The 18,043-nt window shown below is 63.3% G+C and carries 22 protein-coding genes; 9 read left to right on the top strand and 13 right to left on the bottom strand.

All coding sequences use genetic code 11. The features are described 5' to 3' along the window. Nucleotides 1-3 precede the first annotated feature (3 nt). Complete coding sequence (locus C5J26_RS01325; RefSeq protein WP_105400884.1) at nt 4-795, bottom strand: N-formylglutamate amidohydrolase; 792 nt, start codon at nt 793-795, stop codon at nt 4-6. A 272-nt stretch (nt 796-1,067) separates the two neighbouring features. On the opposite strand from C5J26_RS01325, the gene C5J26_RS01330 reads away from it, so the two are divergent. Together C5J26_RS01330 and pyk are read left to right on the top strand one after the other, a co-directional pair. Then, complete coding sequence (locus C5J26_RS01330) at nt 1,068-1,478, top strand: DUF1036 domain-containing protein (RefSeq protein WP_245282782.1); 411 nt, start codon at nt 1,068-1,070, stop codon at nt 1,476-1,478. Continuing rightward, nucleotides 1,478-2,917: a pyruvate kinase gene (gene pyk / locus C5J26_RS01335; RefSeq protein WP_105400198.1), complete on the top strand. Its 1,440-nt coding sequence runs from the start codon at nt 1,478-1,480 to the stop codon at nt 2,915-2,917. Before C5J26_RS01330 ends, pyk begins: the two co-directional genes overlap by 1 nt. 69 nt (nt 2,918-2,986) lie before the next feature. Here the strand turns inward: pyk and C5J26_RS01340 are convergent, their stop codons facing one another. From C5J26_RS01340 to C5J26_RS01370, 7 genes are all read right to left on the bottom strand, one after another. Beyond that, nucleotides 2,987-3,733 (bottom strand): hypothetical protein, encoded by a 747-nt coding sequence (locus C5J26_RS01340; RefSeq protein WP_105400199.1) that lies wholly within the window; start codon nt 3,731-3,733, stop codon nt 2,987-2,989. 75 nt (nt 3,734-3,808) lie between these two features. After that, entirely contained in the window at nt 3,809-4,846 is a 1,038-nt protein-coding gene (locus tag C5J26_RS01345) for an alpha/beta fold hydrolase (RefSeq protein WP_105400200.1), read from the bottom strand. Between the two features lie 19 nt (nt 4,847-4,865). Next, entirely contained in the window at nt 4,866-5,474 is a 609-nt protein-coding gene (locus C5J26_RS01350) for a hypothetical protein (RefSeq protein ID WP_105400201.1), read from the bottom strand. 99 nt (nt 5,475-5,573) lie between these two features. Next, complete coding sequence (gene ykgO / locus C5J26_RS01355) at nt 5,574-5,699, bottom strand: type B 50S ribosomal protein L36 (RefSeq protein ID WP_003497670.1); 126 nt, start codon at nt 5,697-5,699, stop codon at nt 5,574-5,576. 123 nt (nt 5,700-5,822) lie between these two features. Beyond that, the gene (locus tag C5J26_RS01360) at nt 5,823-6,902 is read right to left on the bottom strand and encodes a 5-(carboxyamino)imidazole ribonucleotide synthase (protein ID WP_105400202.1); all 1,080 of its coding nucleotides are present in this window, start codon (nt 6,900-6,902) and stop codon (nt 5,823-5,825) included. Continuing rightward, nucleotides 6,899-7,396: a 5-(carboxyamino)imidazole ribonucleotide mutase gene (gene purE, locus C5J26_RS01365; protein WP_007757842.1), complete on the bottom strand. Its 498-nt coding sequence runs from the start codon at nt 7,394-7,396 to the stop codon at nt 6,899-6,901. The genes C5J26_RS01360 and purE overlap by 4 nt, the downstream gene beginning before the upstream one ends. 10 nt (nt 7,397-7,406) lie before the next feature. Then, complete coding sequence (locus C5J26_RS01370) at nt 7,407-7,610, bottom strand: YdcH family protein (RefSeq protein WP_037077103.1); 204 nt, start codon at nt 7,608-7,610, stop codon at nt 7,407-7,409. 231 nt (nt 7,611-7,841) lie between these two features. Here C5J26_RS01370 and C5J26_RS01375 point away from each other — a divergent pair, with 231 nt between their 5' ends. Next, nucleotides 7,842-8,018 (top strand): YdcH family protein, encoded by a 177-nt coding sequence (locus tag C5J26_RS01375; RefSeq protein WP_105400203.1) that lies wholly within the window; start codon nt 7,842-7,844, stop codon nt 8,016-8,018. A gap of 158 nt (nt 8,019-8,176) precedes the next feature. Here the strand turns inward: C5J26_RS01375 and C5J26_RS01380 are convergent, their stop codons facing one another. After that, nucleotides 8,177-8,437, bottom strand: coding sequence for a helix-turn-helix transcriptional regulator (locus C5J26_RS01380; protein WP_046634883.1), 261 nt, complete (start codon nt 8,435-8,437; stop codon nt 8,177-8,179). 114 nt (nt 8,438-8,551) lie between these two features. After that, entirely contained in the window at nt 8,552-9,322 is a 771-nt protein-coding gene (locus C5J26_RS01385; RefSeq protein ID WP_105400204.1) for a sulfite exporter TauE/SafE family protein, read from the bottom strand. 118 nt (nt 9,323-9,440) lie between these two features. Here C5J26_RS01385 and C5J26_RS01390 point away from each other — a divergent pair, with 118 nt between their 5' ends. Next, nucleotides 9,441-10,094, top strand: a complete 654-nt coding sequence (locus C5J26_RS01390; RefSeq protein WP_105400205.1) for a thiamine phosphate synthase — start codon at nt 9,441-9,443, stop codon at nt 10,092-10,094. Continuing rightward, the gene (locus C5J26_RS01395; RefSeq protein WP_105400206.1) at nt 10,094-11,239 is read left to right on the top strand and encodes a tetratricopeptide repeat protein; all 1,146 of its coding nucleotides are present in this window, start codon (nt 10,094-10,096) and stop codon (nt 11,237-11,239) included. Before C5J26_RS01390 ends, C5J26_RS01395 begins: the two co-directional genes overlap by 1 nt. On the opposite strand, the gene C5J26_RS32485 is transcribed toward C5J26_RS01395, so the two are convergent. After that, nucleotides 11,226-11,444: a hypothetical protein gene (locus tag C5J26_RS32485; protein ID WP_172724142.1), complete on the bottom strand. Its 219-nt coding sequence runs from the start codon at nt 11,442-11,444 to the stop codon at nt 11,226-11,228. The two genes, C5J26_RS01395 and C5J26_RS32485, sit on opposite strands and share 14 nt — an antisense overlap. A gap of 53 nt (nt 11,445-11,497) precedes the next feature. On the opposite strand from C5J26_RS32485, the gene C5J26_RS01400 reads away from it, so the two are divergent. The 4 genes from C5J26_RS01400 (at nt 11,498) to C5J26_RS01415 (ending at nt 14,764) form a co-directional block, all read left to right on the top strand. Beyond that, nucleotides 11,498-12,298 carry an inositol monophosphatase family protein gene (locus C5J26_RS01400; protein ID WP_046666818.1) on the top strand — a complete coding sequence of 267 codons (801 nt, stop codon included), beginning with the start codon at nt 11,498-11,500 and terminating at the stop codon, nt 12,296-12,298. Between the two features lie 135 nt (nt 12,299-12,433). Beyond that, nucleotides 12,434-13,486, top strand: a complete 1,053-nt coding sequence (locus C5J26_RS01405; RefSeq protein WP_105400207.1) for a flagellar motor protein MotA — start codon at nt 12,434-12,436, stop codon at nt 13,484-13,486. Nucleotides 13,487-13,489: 3 nt separating this feature from the next. After that, a complete protein-coding gene (locus tag C5J26_RS01410) occupies nt 13,490-14,521 on the top strand; it encodes a peptidoglycan -binding protein (RefSeq protein ID WP_105400208.1) in 1,032 nt (343 codons plus the stop codon). A 24-nt stretch (nt 14,522-14,545) separates the two neighbouring features. Then, on the top strand, nt 14,546-14,764 hold the full coding sequence (locus tag C5J26_RS01415) for a hypothetical protein (RefSeq protein ID WP_105400209.1): 219 nt from the start codon (nt 14,546-14,548) through the stop codon (nt 14,762-14,764). On the opposite strand, the gene C5J26_RS01420 is transcribed toward C5J26_RS01415, so the two are convergent. Then, complete coding sequence (locus C5J26_RS01420; RefSeq protein ID WP_105400210.1) at nt 14,748-16,031, bottom strand: glucoamylase family protein; 1,284 nt, start codon at nt 16,029-16,031, stop codon at nt 14,748-14,750. The genes C5J26_RS01415 and C5J26_RS01420 overlap by 17 nt on opposite strands. A gap of 131 nt (nt 16,032-16,162) precedes the next feature. After that, nucleotides 16,163-17,959: an ABC transporter transmembrane domain-containing protein gene (locus C5J26_RS01425; protein ID WP_105400211.1), complete on the bottom strand. Its 1,797-nt coding sequence runs from the start codon at nt 17,957-17,959 to the stop codon at nt 16,163-16,165. Nucleotides 17,960-18,043 lie beyond the last annotated feature (84 nt).

Consider the following 18,043-nt stretch of genomic DNA (forward strand, 5'->3'; position numbering starts at 1 on the left):
GCGTCAGATTGGATAGGGGCCGGTGCGCGAGGGAAAGATCCTGTATTCATGCAATGTGGGGTCGGCGTTGAGCGTCTTGAAGACCGGCGCCAGTCTTTCCGCCCAGGCGGCGATGCCGGCCTCGTCGCCGATCAGGTCCTGGCGGACCTCGAGAAGCGCGTGCGGAGTTCCTGACACCATGCAGTGGCGGTACATCGTGTCGCCTTTAAGCGCCCCGTCATAGGGCTCGTTGTCGCCGACGACGATGTCGCCCGGTTCGCCGAGCAGGTGGAGGAGCGGTGTCACGGCGCGATCGTCGCTGTCCCAGAGCACGGCCGCGTGCCAGGGGCGGGCAACGCCCTTCCAGAACGGCGTGAAGGAATGCAGCGACAGGACGAGCGGCGCCCGGCCCGAGGCACCTGCCTTGGCGATCGTGCGCTCGACGGCGCGGTGATAGGGCCGGTGATAGGTATCGAGGCGGAAATCCCACTCTTCCTGGGTGACCGGATGATTGCCGGGGATGATCGCCCCGTCGGAAATCTTCATGACCAGGGTCGGATCGTCCTCGCCGCGGTTCGGGTCGATCAGCAGGCGCGAGAAGCAGCCGAGCACCGCCGGCACGTTCAGCATCGCCGCCAGACGGCGGGTGAGCCCCTCGATGCCGATGTCGAAGGCGATATGGCGGTGGAAGGCGCTCGCGGGCAGGCCGAGGCTGCCATAGCGGACGGGCAGGCGGTTCATGGCATGATCGGCGAGCAGCACCATGCCGCTGTCATAATCGCCTTCTATGATCTCGAAAGGAATGAAGTCCTGCATCGCCATCGGAAATGAATTGGTTTCGAAAGGTCGGTCGGGAGACGGGTGTTGATGGCATGGGGAAAGCCGCGACGCAAGCCGTGCTGGTGCGACGCTCAGCTTGGATTGAGGGCATGAGGCGGACTAATCGATTAGAGTTACGTTGACTTTCCGACTCTGCCGCGCGAAGAAAGTGCTTCACGAATAACCATGGAGTCCTGACGGAAACCGTGTCGAAAAAATCCCCCAAAGCCATTCTTCGCTCCCTCGTTTCCGCTCCGGCGCTGGCCGCCATGGTCGCCTCCGGTGTTCCGCTTTTCGCGGCGACCGTCGCGCATGCGGATTTCCGTGTCTGCAACGCCACGCAGAACCTCGTCGGCGTGGCGATCGGCTATCGCGCCACGGAGGGCTGGACCACCGAAGGCTGGTGGCAGGTTCCGGCCTCCACCTGCGCGACGCTGATCGAGGGCGAGCTACAGTCGCGTTACTATTATCTTTATGCCGAGGACGCGGCCCGGGGCGGCCGCTGGACCGGCAATGTGAACATGTGCGTCGCGGAGAACGAGTTCAAAGTCGTCGGCGTCAATGACTGTTTTGCCCGTGGCTTCCAGCGCATGGGCTTCAAGGAATATGATACGGGCCGTCAGGGAAGCTGGATGGTCCAGCTTTCGGACACGCCTGGCACACAAGAAGGCCACAACTGATGAGGCGCAACCGCAAAGTAAAGATCCTCGCAACCCTCGGGCCGGCTTCGTCCGAAGAGGCGATGATCCAGAAGCTGCATGAAGCGGGGGCTGATCTCTTCCGCATCAACATGAGCCATGCGAGCCACGACCTGATGCGCACGCTGATCAAGCGCATCCGTTCCGTCGAGGAGCGCTGCGGCCGGCCGATCGGCATTCTCGCCGACCTTCAGGGCCCGAAGCTGCGCGTTGGCAAGTTCGCGGCGGGCAAGGTGACGCTGATCCCCGGCCAGACCTTCACGCTCGACAGCCGTGACGAACCCGGCGACGAGACCCGCGTGTTCCTGCCGCACCCGGAAATTCTCGAATCTGTGAAAGTGGGCCACCGGCTGCTGATCGACGACGGCAAGCTGGCGCTGAAGGCCGAGAAGGCCGATGGCAAGAGCATCGTCTGCAAGGTCGTCGCCGGTACCAGCATTTCCGATCGCAAGGGCGTCAGCCTGCCCGATACGCTGCTCGGCGTCGGCGCGCTGACCGAGAAGGACCGTATCGACCTCGACGCGGTTCTCGCGACCGACGATGTCGATTGGGTGGCGCTTTCCTTTGTCCAGCGCCCCGACGACCTTGCCGAAGTGCGCAAGATCGCCCGCGGCCGCGTCGGCATCATGTCGAAGATCGAGAAGCCTCAGGCGCTCGAGCGCATCGACGAGATCATCGAACTTTCCGATGCCGTCATGGTGGCGCGCGGCGATCTTGGCGTGGAAATGCCGATTGAAGCCGTCCCGGGCATCCAGAAGCAGCTGACGCGCTTGTGTCGGCGCGCCGGCAAGCCGGTCGTGGTCGCAACCCAGATGCTGGAATCGATGATCACCGCGCCGGTTCCGACCCGCGCCGAGGTATCCGACGTATCGATCGCCGTTTTCGAAGGCGCCGATGCGATCATGCTCTCGGCCGAATCGGCCTCCGGCCAGTATCCGGTCGAGGCGGTGTCGATGATGGCGTCGATCGCCAGCACGGTCGAGCAGGATCCGCTTTATCCGAGCATCATCTATGCACAGCGCGCGACGCCCGAGGCGACCGGTGCGGACGCCATCTCGCTTGCCGCCCGCCAGATCGCAGAAACCCTGAAACTGTCTGCCATCGTCACCTATACCTCGTCGGGCACGACGGGTCTGCGGGCATCCCGCGAACGCCCGGAGGTGCCGATCATCGCGCTGTCGCCGATCGTCCAGACGGCACGCCGGCTTTCGGTAGGCTGGGGCATGCATTGCGTCGTCACTCATGACGCGACCGACCTCGACGACATGGTCAACCGCGCCTGCCGCATCGTCGTGTCGGAAGGCTTCGGCAAGCCCGGCGACCGGATCATCATCTCGGCCGGCGTTCCGCTCGGCACGCCCGGCGCCACCAACATGCTGCGCATCGCCTATATCGGCTCGGACGGCCAGAGCGGCATCTGAGGCGCAACGCCCCGACCAACGAAAACCGCCGGAGCGATCCGGCGGTTTTTTGTTGCGCACTTCCGTTGGTCAGATGGTGATGCTCACCGTCGGCATGGCGGAGATCGTGCCGGTCAGGGCGTTGACGGAGGCATCGAGGTTTCCGGTACCGGGCACCGTGGCTGCGCTGTTCTGCTCGCGCAGCCTGCGGGCCGCCTCTTCCAGCAGCGCCTTGATCTGGCGGGCGACGGTGCTGAATTCCATCGCGGTCTTGATGTCGTCGAGGGACAGTTTGGGCGCCTCGCGCGGCGTTTCATCCATCGCGTCGAGATAGGCCTGCTCGGCGTGGGAGACGGGCTTGTCGGCTGCGGGCTCGTCTGACGGTTCGGCGGCGGGGGCAGCCGTGGCCTGTTCGTTCGCATCCAGGATGGCGCCGCCTGTCTCCGCTCCGGGAAGAGCATTGGCGGGGGCCGTTGGTGCAGTCGCGCCGCTCCCGGCCAGTGCCTCGGTGAACTCGCGGGCGGCGCCGGCAACGATGACGCCGAGCTGGGCCGCCTGCTTGGCGATCACTTGCGGATCGAACCCCCAGCGGCGCATGAACTCGAGCTGCTGCTTGGCGTCATCGAGCTTCTGCCTGGCGCGCGCCTTTGCCTGTTCTTCCGCCTCGTCGCTCGCCTTCTTCAGCGAGGTCAGGCCATGGACGAGGCGATCGTAGAGCTCGACCTTGGGGCTGGATGGACCGGACGACGCGGCTGTTGCGGCATCCGTGGAGGCCGACGCTCCATCCTGCTTCGCGGGCCGCGCCGGGTAGTCACTGCCAATGCTGCCGATCTGCATCTCGTCTCTCCGATTCCGTGTGGCCGGAGGTTGGGACGGTCAGCTTGCTTCGGGCTGGCGTCGTCCGAGCAAGGCTCAGGTTTTCTCGATCGAAAGATCCATTTCGGGAGCCGAGTCTTCCGCTGTCGGCGCAATGCGCGCTTCCGCGATGTGGGCGGCGGCCTTCAGGTCGCGGGGGAGGCCCGAGAGTTTTTCGATTGCCGCGATCACCACGTCGCTCGCCAGATAATCCGGCTTATGGCCGAGATTGCGGATGGAGACGAGTTCGGACCCGGCGATATCGCGGGCAAGGCCGCGCGAATGGATCTCCTCCGCGACGATCGCATCGCTGTCGCCGGTGATGATCACCGTCGGTGCTGTGATCTCCGTATATCGCGCCGCGACGCGCGTCACGTAGCCGTTAAGGTTGGCGACGTCGATGGCGTTGCTTCGAAACACTTTCGGGCGCAGGACCAGATACGGTGCGCCGTCGCGAAGATAGGTCTCGGGGCAGGGGTTGGGGTGAAAGACCGAGCGCGTGGCGGCCCTCATCACCATGAGGCCTGCCGGCAGGGCGAGAAGATGGCTGAACAGCCGGCCGATCAGCGGGCGGGCGGTGAGATTGTAGTACCAGTCGATCCGGCCGGGCCAGGGATGGGTGGCTGGCGCCAAAAACAGCAGGCCGGCGGTCTTTTCCGGATGATAGAGGCCGAAGCTCGCGGCAATCGCGCCGCCGAAGGAATGGCCTGATATGATCGCCTTGTCGATGCCGCGCTTTTCCATCAGCCTTGCGATCGCCGCTGCCTGGCCATCCGGGAAACCGTTTTCGGGCCCGCCGCGCTCGGAATAACCGTGACCCGGCCGGTCGACGAAGAGCATTTCGGCGCGGCCTTCGAGCGCCTTACGGAAGGCTGCTTCCTGGTCGCGGAAATTGCCGCTGGCGCCATGGATGAAGACGATCGCCGGCAGATCTGCGCCGGCCGGCTTCGGCACATGCAGCGAATTCACGGAAAAGCCGCCGACATCGACCAGTTCACCGGTATTCGGGAACTCTGCCTCGATCGCCTTCGTCTTCCAGGCGGTGAAGCAAAAAGCGGTGGCAACAATGATGATGGCAAGGGGCAAGATCATCATCGACGTGCCGCCCGAAGGCTCAGGTCCGGTTGCCGGCGAGCTTTTCGGAAAGCTTGGTGACGGCTTCCTGGGCGTCGCGGTCGGCAGGGTAGACGGCGAGATAGTCCTGCCATGCCTTCAGCGCCAGCTCGTCCTTGCCCGCCTCCGTCAGGATGCCTGCCATGCCGGCCAGCGCTCCGAAATGGCGCGGCTCGCGTTTCAGCACTTCGGCAATGTCGGCCATGGATTTGCGCGGGTCACCCATCGTGTAGTGCAGCGTCGCACGACGGTTCCAGCCTTCGGCAAAGGCGGGATCGAGCACGGTCACCTGATCCAGGAAATCGAGTGCCGCGGCGTTGCGCTTTTCCTTGATGGCGGTCGCAGACCACTGCATCAGCAGGTTGACGGTGGCGCTGCCCGAATCGTTGAGGTCGGCGATGATCTGGCTGGCGATGCCGCGTGCCTTTTCCGGATTGCGTTCGCGCTTCAAGGCACCGAACAACGCATCCACGGGCTTGCCGGGTTTCTGGGCTGCGGCGGGAATGATCGGGGCGGCCGCAGGCGGCTTGGGTGTCGCGGTCTGGGCAAGAGCGGACGAAGCGGCGAGGCTCGCGGCGAGAATCAGGGTACTGAAACGAAAATAGCGCATGCGGATAAGGTAATCCGCCTGCGCCGAAGGTCAAACCCGATTTGTCGTGTTATCGACAATTTGATCGGCTGCGGCCGAGACCGAAGCCGATTGCCTGTATCAGCCCTGACGAGCCTTGAAGCGCGGGTTCTGCTTGTTGATGATGTAAACGCGGCCCTTGCGGCGAACCAGACGGTTATCGCGGTGACGAGCCTTCAGCGCCTTAAGCGAGTTCTTGATCTTCATTTTCCTGGTCCAGCAGTCTGTGGGCGCGAGGCCGCATGTCTATCAATCAAAAGCGCGCCGCCAAGATTCTTCGAGGGGCGCGCTCTCAGTTGGGCGTGCAGATAACCCGAGCCAATCTGCATGTCAACCTTGTGACGACGTTTTCAGGCCCTTCAATTCGGTCACATGGCCCATTTTCCGGCCCGGTCTGGATTCCGCCTTGCCATAGAGATGGACCAGAACATCGTCGCGGGAAAGCCAGGCGGGCACGTCCAGAATGTCGTCGCCGATGAGGTTGGTCATTACGCAGTCGGAATGGCGGGCGGGGTTGCCGAGCGGCAGGCCTGCGACAGCGCGGATATGCTGCTCGAACTGCGATACGACACAGGCAGCCTCCGTCCAGTGGCCGGAATTGTGGACGCGTGGGGCGATCTCGTTGGCGATCAGCGTTCCATCCGCCATCACGAAGAACTCCATGCCGATGACGCCGATATAATCCAGCGCGGCGAGCAGCTTCTCGGCCGATTCGCGCGCCGTTTTCGCCGTCGAGTCGGAAATCCTGGCGGGCAGGGTGGAGGTGTGGAGAATGCCGTTGCGGTGGACGTTTTCGGCCGGATCGTAGCAAGCGACCGTGCCGTCTATGGCTCGGGCGGCGATGATCGACACTTCGCGCTCGAAGGGCACGAAGCTTTCCAGAATCAGCGGAACGCCTCCGAGCGCATCATAGGCCCCGGCCGGCTTGTCGTCGACGGAACGGAAGACGCGCTGACCCTTGCCGTCATAACCCATGCGGCGGGTCTTCAGGACGCCCTGGCCGCCGAAATCGGCGAGCGCCTTTTCAAGGTCGGACTGGCCGTCAACGGCATGGAATCGGGCGGTCTCGATGCCGCAGGAATTCAGGAAGCGCTTTTCGGTCAGCCGGTCCTGCGACATATCGAGCGCCTTGGCCGGCGGATAAACCGGAACCGAGCGCTGCAGCGCCTCGGCGGCGGTGACCGGCACGTTCTCGAATTCGTAGGTGACGACGTCGCAGCGGCTGGCGAGTTCGGCGAGCGCTGCCGGATCGTCATAGGCGGCAGTGATCTGGGCGTTGGCGACCTGGGCTGCCGGGCAGTCGGCCTGCGGTTCGAGCACGATCGTGCGGAAGTTCAGCCGGGCTGCGGCCATGGCCAGCATGCGGCCGAGCTGGCCGCCGCCGATGATGCCGATCGTGTGGACAGTCATGGAGCCTCGTCGATTGGGTAGTCTGCAACGGCCGCACTCTGGCGGGCGCGCCATTCGTCGAGCCGATCGGCGATCTCGTCGTCGTTGAGGGCGAGAACCGCGGCGGCCAGCAGGGCGGCGTTGATGGCGCCGGCCCGGCCGATGGCAAGAGTGCCGACCGGAATGCCGGCCGGCATCTGGACGATCGACAGCAGGCTGTCCTGGCCGGACAGCGCCTTCGACTGAACCGGCACGCCGAAAACCGGAAGCGGGGTCATGGCGGCGGTCATGCCGGGCAGGTGGGCCGCACCGCCGGCACCGGCGATGATGACCTGGAAACCTTCCGCACGGGCGCCCTTGGCAAATTGCATCATCCGCTCCGGCGTGCGATGCGCCGATATGATACGGGCCTCGTAACCGATATCGAGCGCCTCCAGCGTGTCGGCGGCGTTCTTCATGGTCTCCCAGTCGGACTGGCTGCCCATGATGATGGCGACGGCAGGTCTTTCAGACATGGCGGGACCCTTAAGCGATGATGTCCGGAACAATCTGGTCTTCGAGCTGAGTCATCTTGTCTTTCAGGGACAGTTTCTTCTTCTTCATGCGCTGCACGCGAAGAGCGTCGCAGCCGACCTGGATCATGGCATTGATGGCGGCGTCGTAATCCTCGTGTTCCTGTCGAAGTTTCGCGAGCACCAGCCGGACATCCGCCTGTTCCTGATCTGCCATATTCCAGTCCCCATTCTCACGCCCGGCATTTCAGCGGTCGCCGGCATTCTCCGCAAGCCTCTACCACCAAACCGCGTTAACGGGAAGTTAGACAAGGTCACGAATTTGCCCACTTCAAACCATGATTTCACCTTCGACAAAGCCGGCCGATCGTGTCACACTTCCTTCGTAAACCTGAAGCCTCGGCATTAGGGAATGCCGTGGTAGGTGACTAAGGAAGGAACATGCCACATGACCGTCCAGGCTCATATCGCATCGCTTGAAAAGAAGCACGGTGCATTGGAGGAGGAGCTCCAGACCGTTCTCGCGTCCCCCTCCGCCGACGACCGTGAAATAGCCGACCTCAAGCGGCGCAAGCTGCGCATCAAGGACCAAATGCAGCGCCTTAAGGCAACCACGCGTCATTAGTTCCTCAGTAGGAGAAGCGCCGCTCGCCCATTGTTTCATCAGTCAGAGGCGAATAATAAAAGCGGCAAACCAATAATCCAGAAATAACCCAGAAATAACAATGACAAGGTTCTGGTCGTGGAAGGGAGCCACAATTCCCACGGTTTAAAAGCCGGTCGTCACGACCAGAACTGATCCAGCCACAGGTTCAGCCTGTCAAAGCCCTTGCTGTTGACGGAATAGATGCGCCGCGTGCCTTCCGCCGTCACATTCACCAGATTGCTATCCAGAAGAGCCTTCAAATGCTGCGACACCGCGGGCCGGCTGATCGGCAGGCCTTGCGCAAGTTCGTTTACGGTTCTCGGCGCGCGCCGCAATTCCTCCAGCAGATACCGCCGGTTAGGATCAGCTATGGCTGCAAAGGGGTCAACGGTTGTCATGCGTTGAACTTACGGTAAACGCTCGATAACGGCAAGATTTATTGTGCATCGCAACAATGTTGCTCGCCTTATTTTGCGTTGCTTTTTTAGCTGCATCGCGCTCGCTTTGCCGGGTCAGAACGGCAGGCCGTCCCACAGCAGTTTCAATCCCGCACAGAATGCCAGACCGTAAGTCATCGGATAGAAGGTTTCCGCCTTCAGATGCTTGACGATGGCCGCGCCGATCATGGTCGCGATCAGGGCGACCGGTAGAAGGGTTGCGGAGATGGTGAGGTTTTCGGAGTCGAGTGCGCCGAGGAAGAAGTAAGGGATGACCTTGACCGCATTGACGATCGCGAAGAAGCGGATGCTGGCGCCGGTATAGGCTTTCGGATCGAGCCGCATCGGCAGGACGTAGATCTGGAACGGCGGCCCGCCGGCATGGGCGACGAAGCTCGCGTAACCGGACAAGGCGCCCCAGAAGGTGGCGGCGCCCGGCCGGTGCGGCAAGGGAGCCCTCGGCTGGTTGGATCGGGGGCCGTAGACCTGCCAGAAGTAGCGCACGGTAAACAGGATCGTCGCAACCGCGATGACGAGGCGCAGGGCATCGTCCGAGACATAGGCCGACGTTGCCCACCCGAGCGCGATGCCGATGATGCCGCCGGGCAGGATCACCAGCAGCGTCCTGGGATCGTTGAAGTTCCGCCACGACCATAATGCGACGATGTCCATGACGATCAGGATCGGCAGGAAGATCGCCGCCGCCTTGACCGGATCGACGGCGAGCGACATCAGCGGCACGCCGAGCAGACCGATAGCGCCGCCGATCCCCCCTTTCGAGAGGCCGACAAGCAGGACGGCGGGGATGGCGAAGGTGAAGAACGCGAAGCTAAGCGTATCGGGCATGAAGACTCGAAGGCGATGAGGGAATGGTTGATCCGGCAGGCGGTCCGGTCTATCGAATTTGCGGACAGAAAACGAGTGCGGATTTTCGCAAACCGATATCCGCCGAACGGGAAGAAACATGACCGGACAGAAAGACCGCTGCCGCCTCGTGCTGATCGTGCCGCAATATGACGATCCCGATCAGCAGGCCAAGGATCTCGAAGCCGCGCTTGCAGGCGGCGACGTCGCGTCGGTGATCGTGCCGCAATACGGGCTCGACGACCAGGCGTTCCAGAAGCGTGCGGAAGCGCTGGTCGAACTGATCCAGGCGGCGGGCGCTGCGGCGCTGATCTGTGGAGACAGCCGGGTGGCCGGGCGCATCAAGGCAGATGGCCTGCATCTTGGCGGTGACCTCACCGAGCTGGGGGAGGCGATCGAGAAATTCGTGCCGAAGATGATCGTCGGCACCGGCGGGGCGGGCGACCGGCATCAGGCGCTTGCCATCGGTGAACATCGTCCCGACTATATCTTCTTCGGCAAGCTCGACGGCGATATCAAGCCGGAAGCACATCCGAAAAACCTCGCGCTCGGCGAGTGGTGGGCATCGATGATCGAGATCCCCTGCATCGTCATGGGTGGCACCGATACCTCCTCGGCGCTTGCCGTCGCGGAGACCGGCGCGGAATTCGTGGCGCTCAAGGGAGCGGTCTTTTCCAACCCCCAGAGCCCCGGCGCCTCGGTCGCTGAAGTCAACGCAATTCTGGACGAAAAAGCGCCACGGTTTGAGGCTTGATGAAGCCCATGCCGTCGAACCGCCTTTCCCGCGTGATTCTGAAGGGGCTGCTGGCGACACTCATCGCTTCGGCGGCGATGCCTTGTCTTGCGCTGGCGCAGGCGAATTCCAGGGCGGTGACCCGGCCCGTGGAGCCCGATTTCCAGCCAATGAAAAAAGGGCGGGTCGAGACCCAGCCAGTTCCGGGCTCTGCAAAGGGAACCAAGGAGCCTGAGGGCCAGCCGAACGGCATCATTCCCTCGGGCGGCGTCGAGCTTTACCAGCGCATGGGGGCCGCACTGCCGCCGGCACCGGCGGAAAAAAACTATACCGGCACCGTGGACGAAGCCTACGGGGCATACCAGCGCGGAATGTATGTGACCGCCCTCGACAAGGCGCTGACCCGGGCGGGGACCGGCGATGCGGCGGCGCAGACGCTGGTCGCCGAAATGATGACCAAGGGCCTCGGCATCAAGCGCGACGCCAAGACCGCGGCATTCTGGTATCAGAAGGCGGCGGAGGGCGGCGATCCGGCCGCCATGTTCCAATATGCGCTGCTGCTGATGACCGGGCGAGATGTTCCCCGCGATAAGCCAAAGGCCGACGGTTTCATGCGCAGGGCCGCCGAAGCCGGCAATGCCTCGGCGCAATTCAACTGGGCGCAGATCCTGATTTCCGAAAATCCGGGCGACAAGGGCCTGCATCTGGCGTTGCCCTTCTACGAAAAATCCGCAAGGCAGGGCGTCGCCGATAGTCAATATGCGGTGGCGCAGGTCTATGTGACGCTGAAGGATATTCCGGCTGAAAAGAAGGCGCGGGCCCGCGAATGGCTGGAGCGCGCCGCAACGGCCGGCTTCGACACCGCGCAGCTCGACATGGGCCTCTGGCTGGTCAACGGCGTCGCGGGAGACCGCGATTACGAAAAGGGTTTCGAGTGGCTGCGGATCGCCGCCCATCGCGGCAATGTCGTCGCTCAGAACAAGCTCGCGCATCTTTATGTCAACGCGCTCGGCACTCGGCCTGATCCGGTCGAAGCGGCAAAGTGGTACGTGCTGTCGCGCCGCGCGGGCCTTCAGGACCCGGAGCTCGAGGATTTCTATCTCGGGATCAACGAGGATCAGCAGCGCCGGGCGATCGAGGCGGCGAACAAGTTTAGACGTGGGTGAAGCGCGGTCCGGCGAAGCCGGAGCAATCGATCCAGCGAAGCGCCGGGATACGGTGCGGCAATCTGGTTTCGTCGCTCACACATCCGGGACCGCCTAAGACCAGTTTTGCAGACGCGGCCAGGGCTGCAATGCCCGCATTCCCGCAGACGGCTTGAATTTCGCGCTGTTTTATGGTCTTGAAGCCGCCAATCAAAAAATCGCTCATAAAACGCCGTCCCGTCCAGACGACAAGTCGGGACAACCCCAAGGATTTTCCGCATGGCCCGCTCCGCCCTTCTCAACGTCATGGTTCAGGCTGCCCTCAAGGCAGGCAAGTCGCTTTCGCGAGATTTCGGCGAGGTGCAGAACCTGCAGGTTTCGGTGAAGGGCCCCAGCGATTTCGTGTCCCAGGCCGATCTGAAGGCAGAAAAGATCGTGCGCGACGAGCTCTTGAAATCGCGTCCGACCTACGGTTTCCTCGGCGAGGAAAGCGAAGAGCTGAAGGGCACCGACGGCGCGCATCGCTGGATCGTCGATCCGCTCGACGGGACCACCAACTTCCTGCACGGCATTCCGCAGTTCGCAGTCTCCATCGCGCTCGAGCGCAACGGGGAAGTGGTTGCCGGCGTCGTGTTCAATCCCGCGACCGACGAGCTGTTCACCGCCGAAAAGGGCGGCGGCGCCTTCATGAACGACCGCCGCATCCGGGTCGCCGCGCGCCGCGTGCTGTCCGACTGCGTGATTGGCTGCGGCATGCCGCATCTCGGCCGCGGCAATCACGGCAAGTTCCTCGTCGAACTGCGCCACGTGATGGGCGAAGTGGCCGGCATGCGCCGGTTCGGCGCGGCCGCTCTCGACCTTGCCTATGTCGCTGCCGGTCGTCTTGACGGCTTCTGGGAAACCGAGCTTATGCCCTGGGACATGGCCGCCGGCCTGATCCTCATCCGCGAGGCGGGCGGGTTCGTTTCCGACATGAAAGGCACGACCGATATCTTCGGCAGCGGCAATGTCGTGGCTGGCAACGAACTTATCCAGAAGGCGCTGGTCGAAGTCGTCAATCGACCCGTTCCGACCCGCTGAGGCATTTTTGCGCCACCGCCCGGCTTAGAGCTCCAGTACTGAATAGCTGACTGTTTTCCTGAGCTTCTGCACTTCAATTCGTCGCATTTTTCAACTAGCCTCCGGCACTGCAGACTACCGGAGGCGAAGCATATTATGGCGAATGCGACAGTGGACGATTTGGACGCGTCTGAAACGGGCCGCGGCGGTTATGCCTACAAACTGTCCAATCCCGCATCGTTCCTATGGACGATGCTGATCTTCCTGATCATCGTCGGTTTCGTCGCTTCCATCCTCTACCGCCAGGCCGCCCACGCCTTCCAGACCAATCCCGGACTGAACGGCCTTATTCTCGGCGTTCTCCTGATCGGCGTGATCCTGGTTTTCAACCAGGTGATCGCCCTGATGCCGGAAGTTCGCTGGTTCAATTCCTTCCGCGCCGCCGGCAGCGCCGACAAGGTCGGCCGCGAGCCACGCCTGCTGGCGCCGATGCGCACCCTGATCGGCAGCCGCCGCCGGATGGCGCTGTCGACCAATGCCTTCCGCTCGATCCTCGATACGATCGGTACCCGCCTCGACGAATCACGCGACACGTCGCGCTACCTGATCGGCTTGCTCGTCTTCCTCGGCCTGCTCGGCACGTTCTGGGGCCTTATCCAGACCATCGGCTCGATCAGCAACGTCATCGGCGCGCTCGACCCGAATTCCGGCAGTTCCAACGACGTGCTGGCCGCCATCAAGAGCGGCCTTGCCCAGCCGCTCGCCGGCATGGGCACGGCGTTCTCGTCCTCGCTGCTCGGCCTTTCCGGTTCGCTGATCCTGGGTTTCCTCGACCTGCAGGCGGGCCGCGCCCAGAACCGCTTCTATACGGAACTTGAAAACTGGTTGTCGTCGGTGACCGACCTTGGATCGGACCTGCCGCCTGCCGTCGCCGAAACGCTCGCGAGCGGTTCCTCGGAGGATTTGAGGGCGCTGACGGAACAGCTGCGCGCGCTCGCCTCCGCCCAGAGCAAGGCACCGGTCGACGGCCACCAGAACGAGCGGTCGCTATCGGCCATGGCCAATCTTGCCGAAGGCATCCAGGGCCTGGTCAAGAACATGCGCAACGAACAGCAGATGCTGCGCGACTGGATCGAGGCGCAGCAGGAGGAATCAAAGGCCCTGCGCCGCACGCTCGACCGGCTTTCCGACAAGATCGGGGGGAAGTAAGCGATGGCGCTTGGCAAGAGCCGCCGTCGGGAGCGGGGCGTCGACTATTGGCCGGGTTTCGTGGATGCGCTTTCCACGCTGCTGCTTGCCATCATGTTCCTGCTTACCGTCTTCGTGCTGGCGCAGTTCCTGCTCAGCCGCGAAATCACCGGCCGTGACGAGGTGCTGAACCGGCTGAACAGCCAGATCGCCGAACTGACGGAGCTGCTGGCGCTCGAAAAGGGCAATAGCCAGGACGTCGAGGATCAGCTTGCCAACCTGCAGTCGTCGCTTGCCACGGCCGAGGCCGACCGCTCGCGCCTGCAGCAGCTGCTGAGCCAGGGTGCCGGCAATAGCGGCGCCGCCAATGCCCGTATCGGCGACCTCACCAACCAGCTCAATCAGGAACAGCAGCTGAGCGCCCGCGCCGCAAGTCAGGTAGAACTGCTCAACCAGCAGATCTCCGCGCTGCGTGCCCAGATCGCGGCCATCGAACAGGCGCTGCAGGCCTCGGAAGCCAAGGATGCTTCTTCGCAGGCGCAGATCTCCGATCTCGGCCGGCGCCTCAACGTCGCGCTGGCGCAGCGTGTCCAGGAACTGAACCGTTACCGCTCCGACTTCTTCGGTCGGCTGCGGGAGATCCTTTCCGACCGCGAGAACATCCGCATCGTCGGCGACCGTTTCGTCTTCCAGTCGGAAGTGCTCTTTCCGGTCGGCGGCAACGAGCTCGACCCGGCCGGCCGGGTGGAGATGGACAAGCTTGCGGCGGCTCTTCTCGATCTCGCCAAGGAAATCCCGGCCGAGATCAACTGGGTGCTGCGCGTCGACGGGCATACGGACAACTCGCCGCTTACCGGCACTGGCCGCTACCGCGATAACTGGGAGCTTTCCTCGGCCCGCGCTACTTCGGTGGTCAAGTACCTGATTTCCAAGGGCGTGCCGGCCAACCGCCTCGTCGCCGCCGGCTTCGGCGAATTCCAGCCGCTCGCCCAGGGCGATACGCCGGACGCCCGCTCCCAGAACCGCCGGATCGAGCTGAAGCTCACCGAGCGGTAATCGGCCACGGGAAAGACTTAAGTGATGGCCGAAGACAAGCCGGATATGAGCGTCCTCCTGAAGGAGGTGGCGGAAAGCCCGAAACGCGACAACAGCGTCTACCACAAGGCGATCGCCGAGGCGCGCCAGGCCTTCGAAGACGCCGAATCTGCCCTCGGCGGGCCGGTCGAGGTGCGGACCAAGACCAAGATCAAGCGCAACGGCGACTATGTGGTGAAGTGGACGTTCAGGCGCCTGGAGTAGATATTTCCGCCCCGATGGAATGGGTGCTCGACGTGAAGCCCAGCCGCATCAGACCGCGACGCACTTCGGGTGCGTTCATGAACAGGCGCCACAGCAGGCCGGATCGATAATTTTCGATCATCGCGATGATCGGACCCTGGTCGATCGCAAGATATGTGCCGGCCACCCAGCCTGTCTTCGGCACGAAGGCGTCGACGAAGCCGAACGCGCCGAGCAATTTACCATCGCCATACTGAAGCAATGCGCGCATGGCGCTTTCCGCCTCGGCGGGAAGGAAGGGGAAGCTCGACAGGGCGGCGGTCGGGGCGATGACGCCGCGATCGAATGTCGGCGAATGGGCGCCGTAACCTTGCGGTCCGTCGGACGCGCTGAGGCCCCAGACCCCGGCATTCGCATAGTCGGGCACCGTCAGGCAATAGTCGTGGTTGATGCGCGTATGTGCCACGGCCTGGTCATGGTAGTTGCTGCAATAGCGATCGCTCAGGCCCCGCGGATCCAGCGCGCAGAACGAATAATGCGAGATGAACAGCGGCCCGCCATAGGGCTCGCCGAGCGGAAGCTCCGTTCCAAGATAGATCTCGCCGTTGAGCATGGCTCCGGACCGGGCCCAGCCGGCACGGTAACTCTTGGGGCTGATCGGATGGGTGTCGGAGCCGGCGGCCAGGACATAACAGGACAATGCCTCGTTCCAGCCGCGGATCGGCAGGTTCATGGCCCAGCCGTAGTTCGGGCTCCAATGCCAGTAGAGGGCTCCATCCTTACCGCGGGTGAACCAGTTCCACTCCACCTCGTCGTACAATCGCGTGATATCCGCCCGCAATTTCTCTTCCCGAGAGGTCTCGCCGGCGAAATATTCCCGCGCGCAGATCAGGCCTTGCATCAGCAGCGTCGTTTCGACGAGGTCGCCGCCGTCGTCACGCCCGGAGAAGCGGATGACGTCGTTCGTCGAGCCGTCGATGAAATGCGCGAATGCCCCGCGGAAAGTTGGGGAATGCCTCAGATGATCGATGATGGTCGATATGCGCGCCAGTGCCTGCGAACGGGTGACCCACTGGCGTTCGCAGGCGACGATGATGGCAAGGACCCCAAAGCCGACGCCGCTGATCGACACCATATTCGGGGAAGGCGCGCCCGAGACGAAGCACTTGTCGAACGGCAGCCCCGATTCGGGATGGGCGCCATCCCAGAAGAACCGGAAGGTCCGGGACTGTATCTTGTCCAGGCAATCGTCGAGCGACGGGTCGGGCGGCAGTTGACTGAAATTCATGATCTCGAGCTTCTGGCGGCAATGGTATCTGCGATACTGGTGGTTCTCTGGCGGTTCTGCAGTAGGTAGGCATTCGGCGCGCCCGGTTCACTTCCAGCCTGGACCCGAGCGAAACACGTTGGCGTGAATGGTCAGAGTGCGGCGGCGCTCTGCCGTTCGATGTCGTGGAACTGCAGGCGGGCGAGCTTGGCATAGAGGCCGCCCTCGGCGATCAGGCTCTGGTGGGTGCCTTCCTCGACGATCCGCCCGTCTTCCAGCACGAGGATGCGGTCGGCCTTCAGCACGGTCGCCAGCCGATGGGCGATGACCAGCGTGGTGCGGTTCTGCATCAGCCCGTCGAGCGCCTTCTGGACCAGCGTTTCGCTTTCCGCATCGAGCGCCGAGGTCGCTTCGTCGAGTAGCAGAACGGGAGCGTCTTTCAGGATGGCGCGGGCGATGGCGATGCGCTGGCGCTGGCCGCCGGAAAGGGTGATGCCCCGCTCGCCGGCCATGGTGTCGTAGCCGTTGTCCAGCTTCGAGATGAACTCGTCGGCCTGGGCGGCGATGGCCGCGGCACGGACCGCCTCACGGCTGGCATCCGGAGCGCTGAAAGCGATGTTGTCATGGATGGAGGCGGCGAAGATGGTCACGTCCTGGGGCACGATGGCGAGGCGGGAACGCAGTTCGGCGAGCCTTGCCTGGCGCAGGTCGATGCCGTCGAGCTTCACCGACCCGGCGGAGGGATCGTAGAAACGCAGCAGCAGCGAGAATATCGTGCTCTTGCCGGCGCCGGATGGACCGACGATCGCCACCGTTTCCCCTGACCTCACCTTGAATGAGAGCGAGTTCAGCGTGATGGCGCTGACGCGGGCCGGATAGGCGAAGGAGACCTTTTCGAACTCGACCTCGCCACGCGGCGGGGAGGGGAGCGCGACCGGATTTTGCGCGTCGCGAATGGCCGGGACTTCGTGCAGCAGCTCGGTCAGCCGTTCGGCGGCGCCGCCGGCTGACGAAAGCTCGCCCCAGACTTCCGAGAGCTGGCCGAGCGAGCTTGCGGCAATCACCGAATAGAGCACGAACTGGCCGAGCGTGCCGGCGGTCATGGTGCCGGCCAGAACGCTCTGCGCGCCGTACCAGAGCACGCCGACGATGCTGCCGAAAACGAGGAGGATACCGAAACCGGTCAGCAACGCGCGGGCCTTGATGGCGGTGCGGGCGGCGTCATAGGCGCTTTCCACAGTGCTGCCGTAGCGGCCGTTTGCGGTCGTCTCGCCGCCAAATGCCTGGACCGTGCGGGTGGCGCCGATCACTTCGGAGGCGAAGGCGGAGGTCTGGGCAAGCGTATCCTGGGCGGCGCGCGAGCGTTTTCTGACCGAGCGGCCGAATCCGACCAGCGGAAAGACGATCAGCGGGATGGCGCCGAGCACCAGCGCGGACAGCCGCGGGCTGGTATAGATCATCATGCCCATCGCGCCGAGACAGAGAATGGTGTTGCGTAGCGCCTGCGAAGCTGCGGAACCGAAGGCGGACTTGATCTGGACCGTGTCGGCCGTCAGCCGCGAGACGATCTCGCCCGACTGATTGACGTCGAAAAAGGACGGCGACAGCGACGTCACATGTGAAAACACCTCGCGGCGCAGGTCGGCGACAACCCGCTCGCCGATGGTGATGACGTAATAGTAGCGCATGGCGCTGGCGACGGCGAGCAGGGAGGCCAGCGCCAGCAGCATGCCGAAATAGTTGTTGATGAAATGGCCGTCCGAAGAGGCAAAACCGTGGTCGACCATGCGGCGCACGGCAAGCGGCAGAGCAAGCGTGGTTGCGGCGGCGAGCACGAGGAAAACGATTGCCGCGGCGACCATCGAACGATAACGGGCAAGGTAGGGAACGAGCCTTGCGAGCGGTCTCAAGGCTTTGCCTCTCGGCTGGTTTTCTCGGGCGTCTGCCACGTCATCTCCATAGGCTCGAAAGGCTCAATTCTCGGCCTTACGGGTACTTGTACTTCCGGCGACCTTCCTGTATAGGCTCCGCAT

The sequence above is a fragment of the Neorhizobium sp. T7_12 genome (assembly GCF_002968535.1).
Lineage (GTDB): Bacteria > Pseudomonadota > Alphaproteobacteria > Rhizobiales > Rhizobiaceae > Neorhizobium > Neorhizobium tomejilense.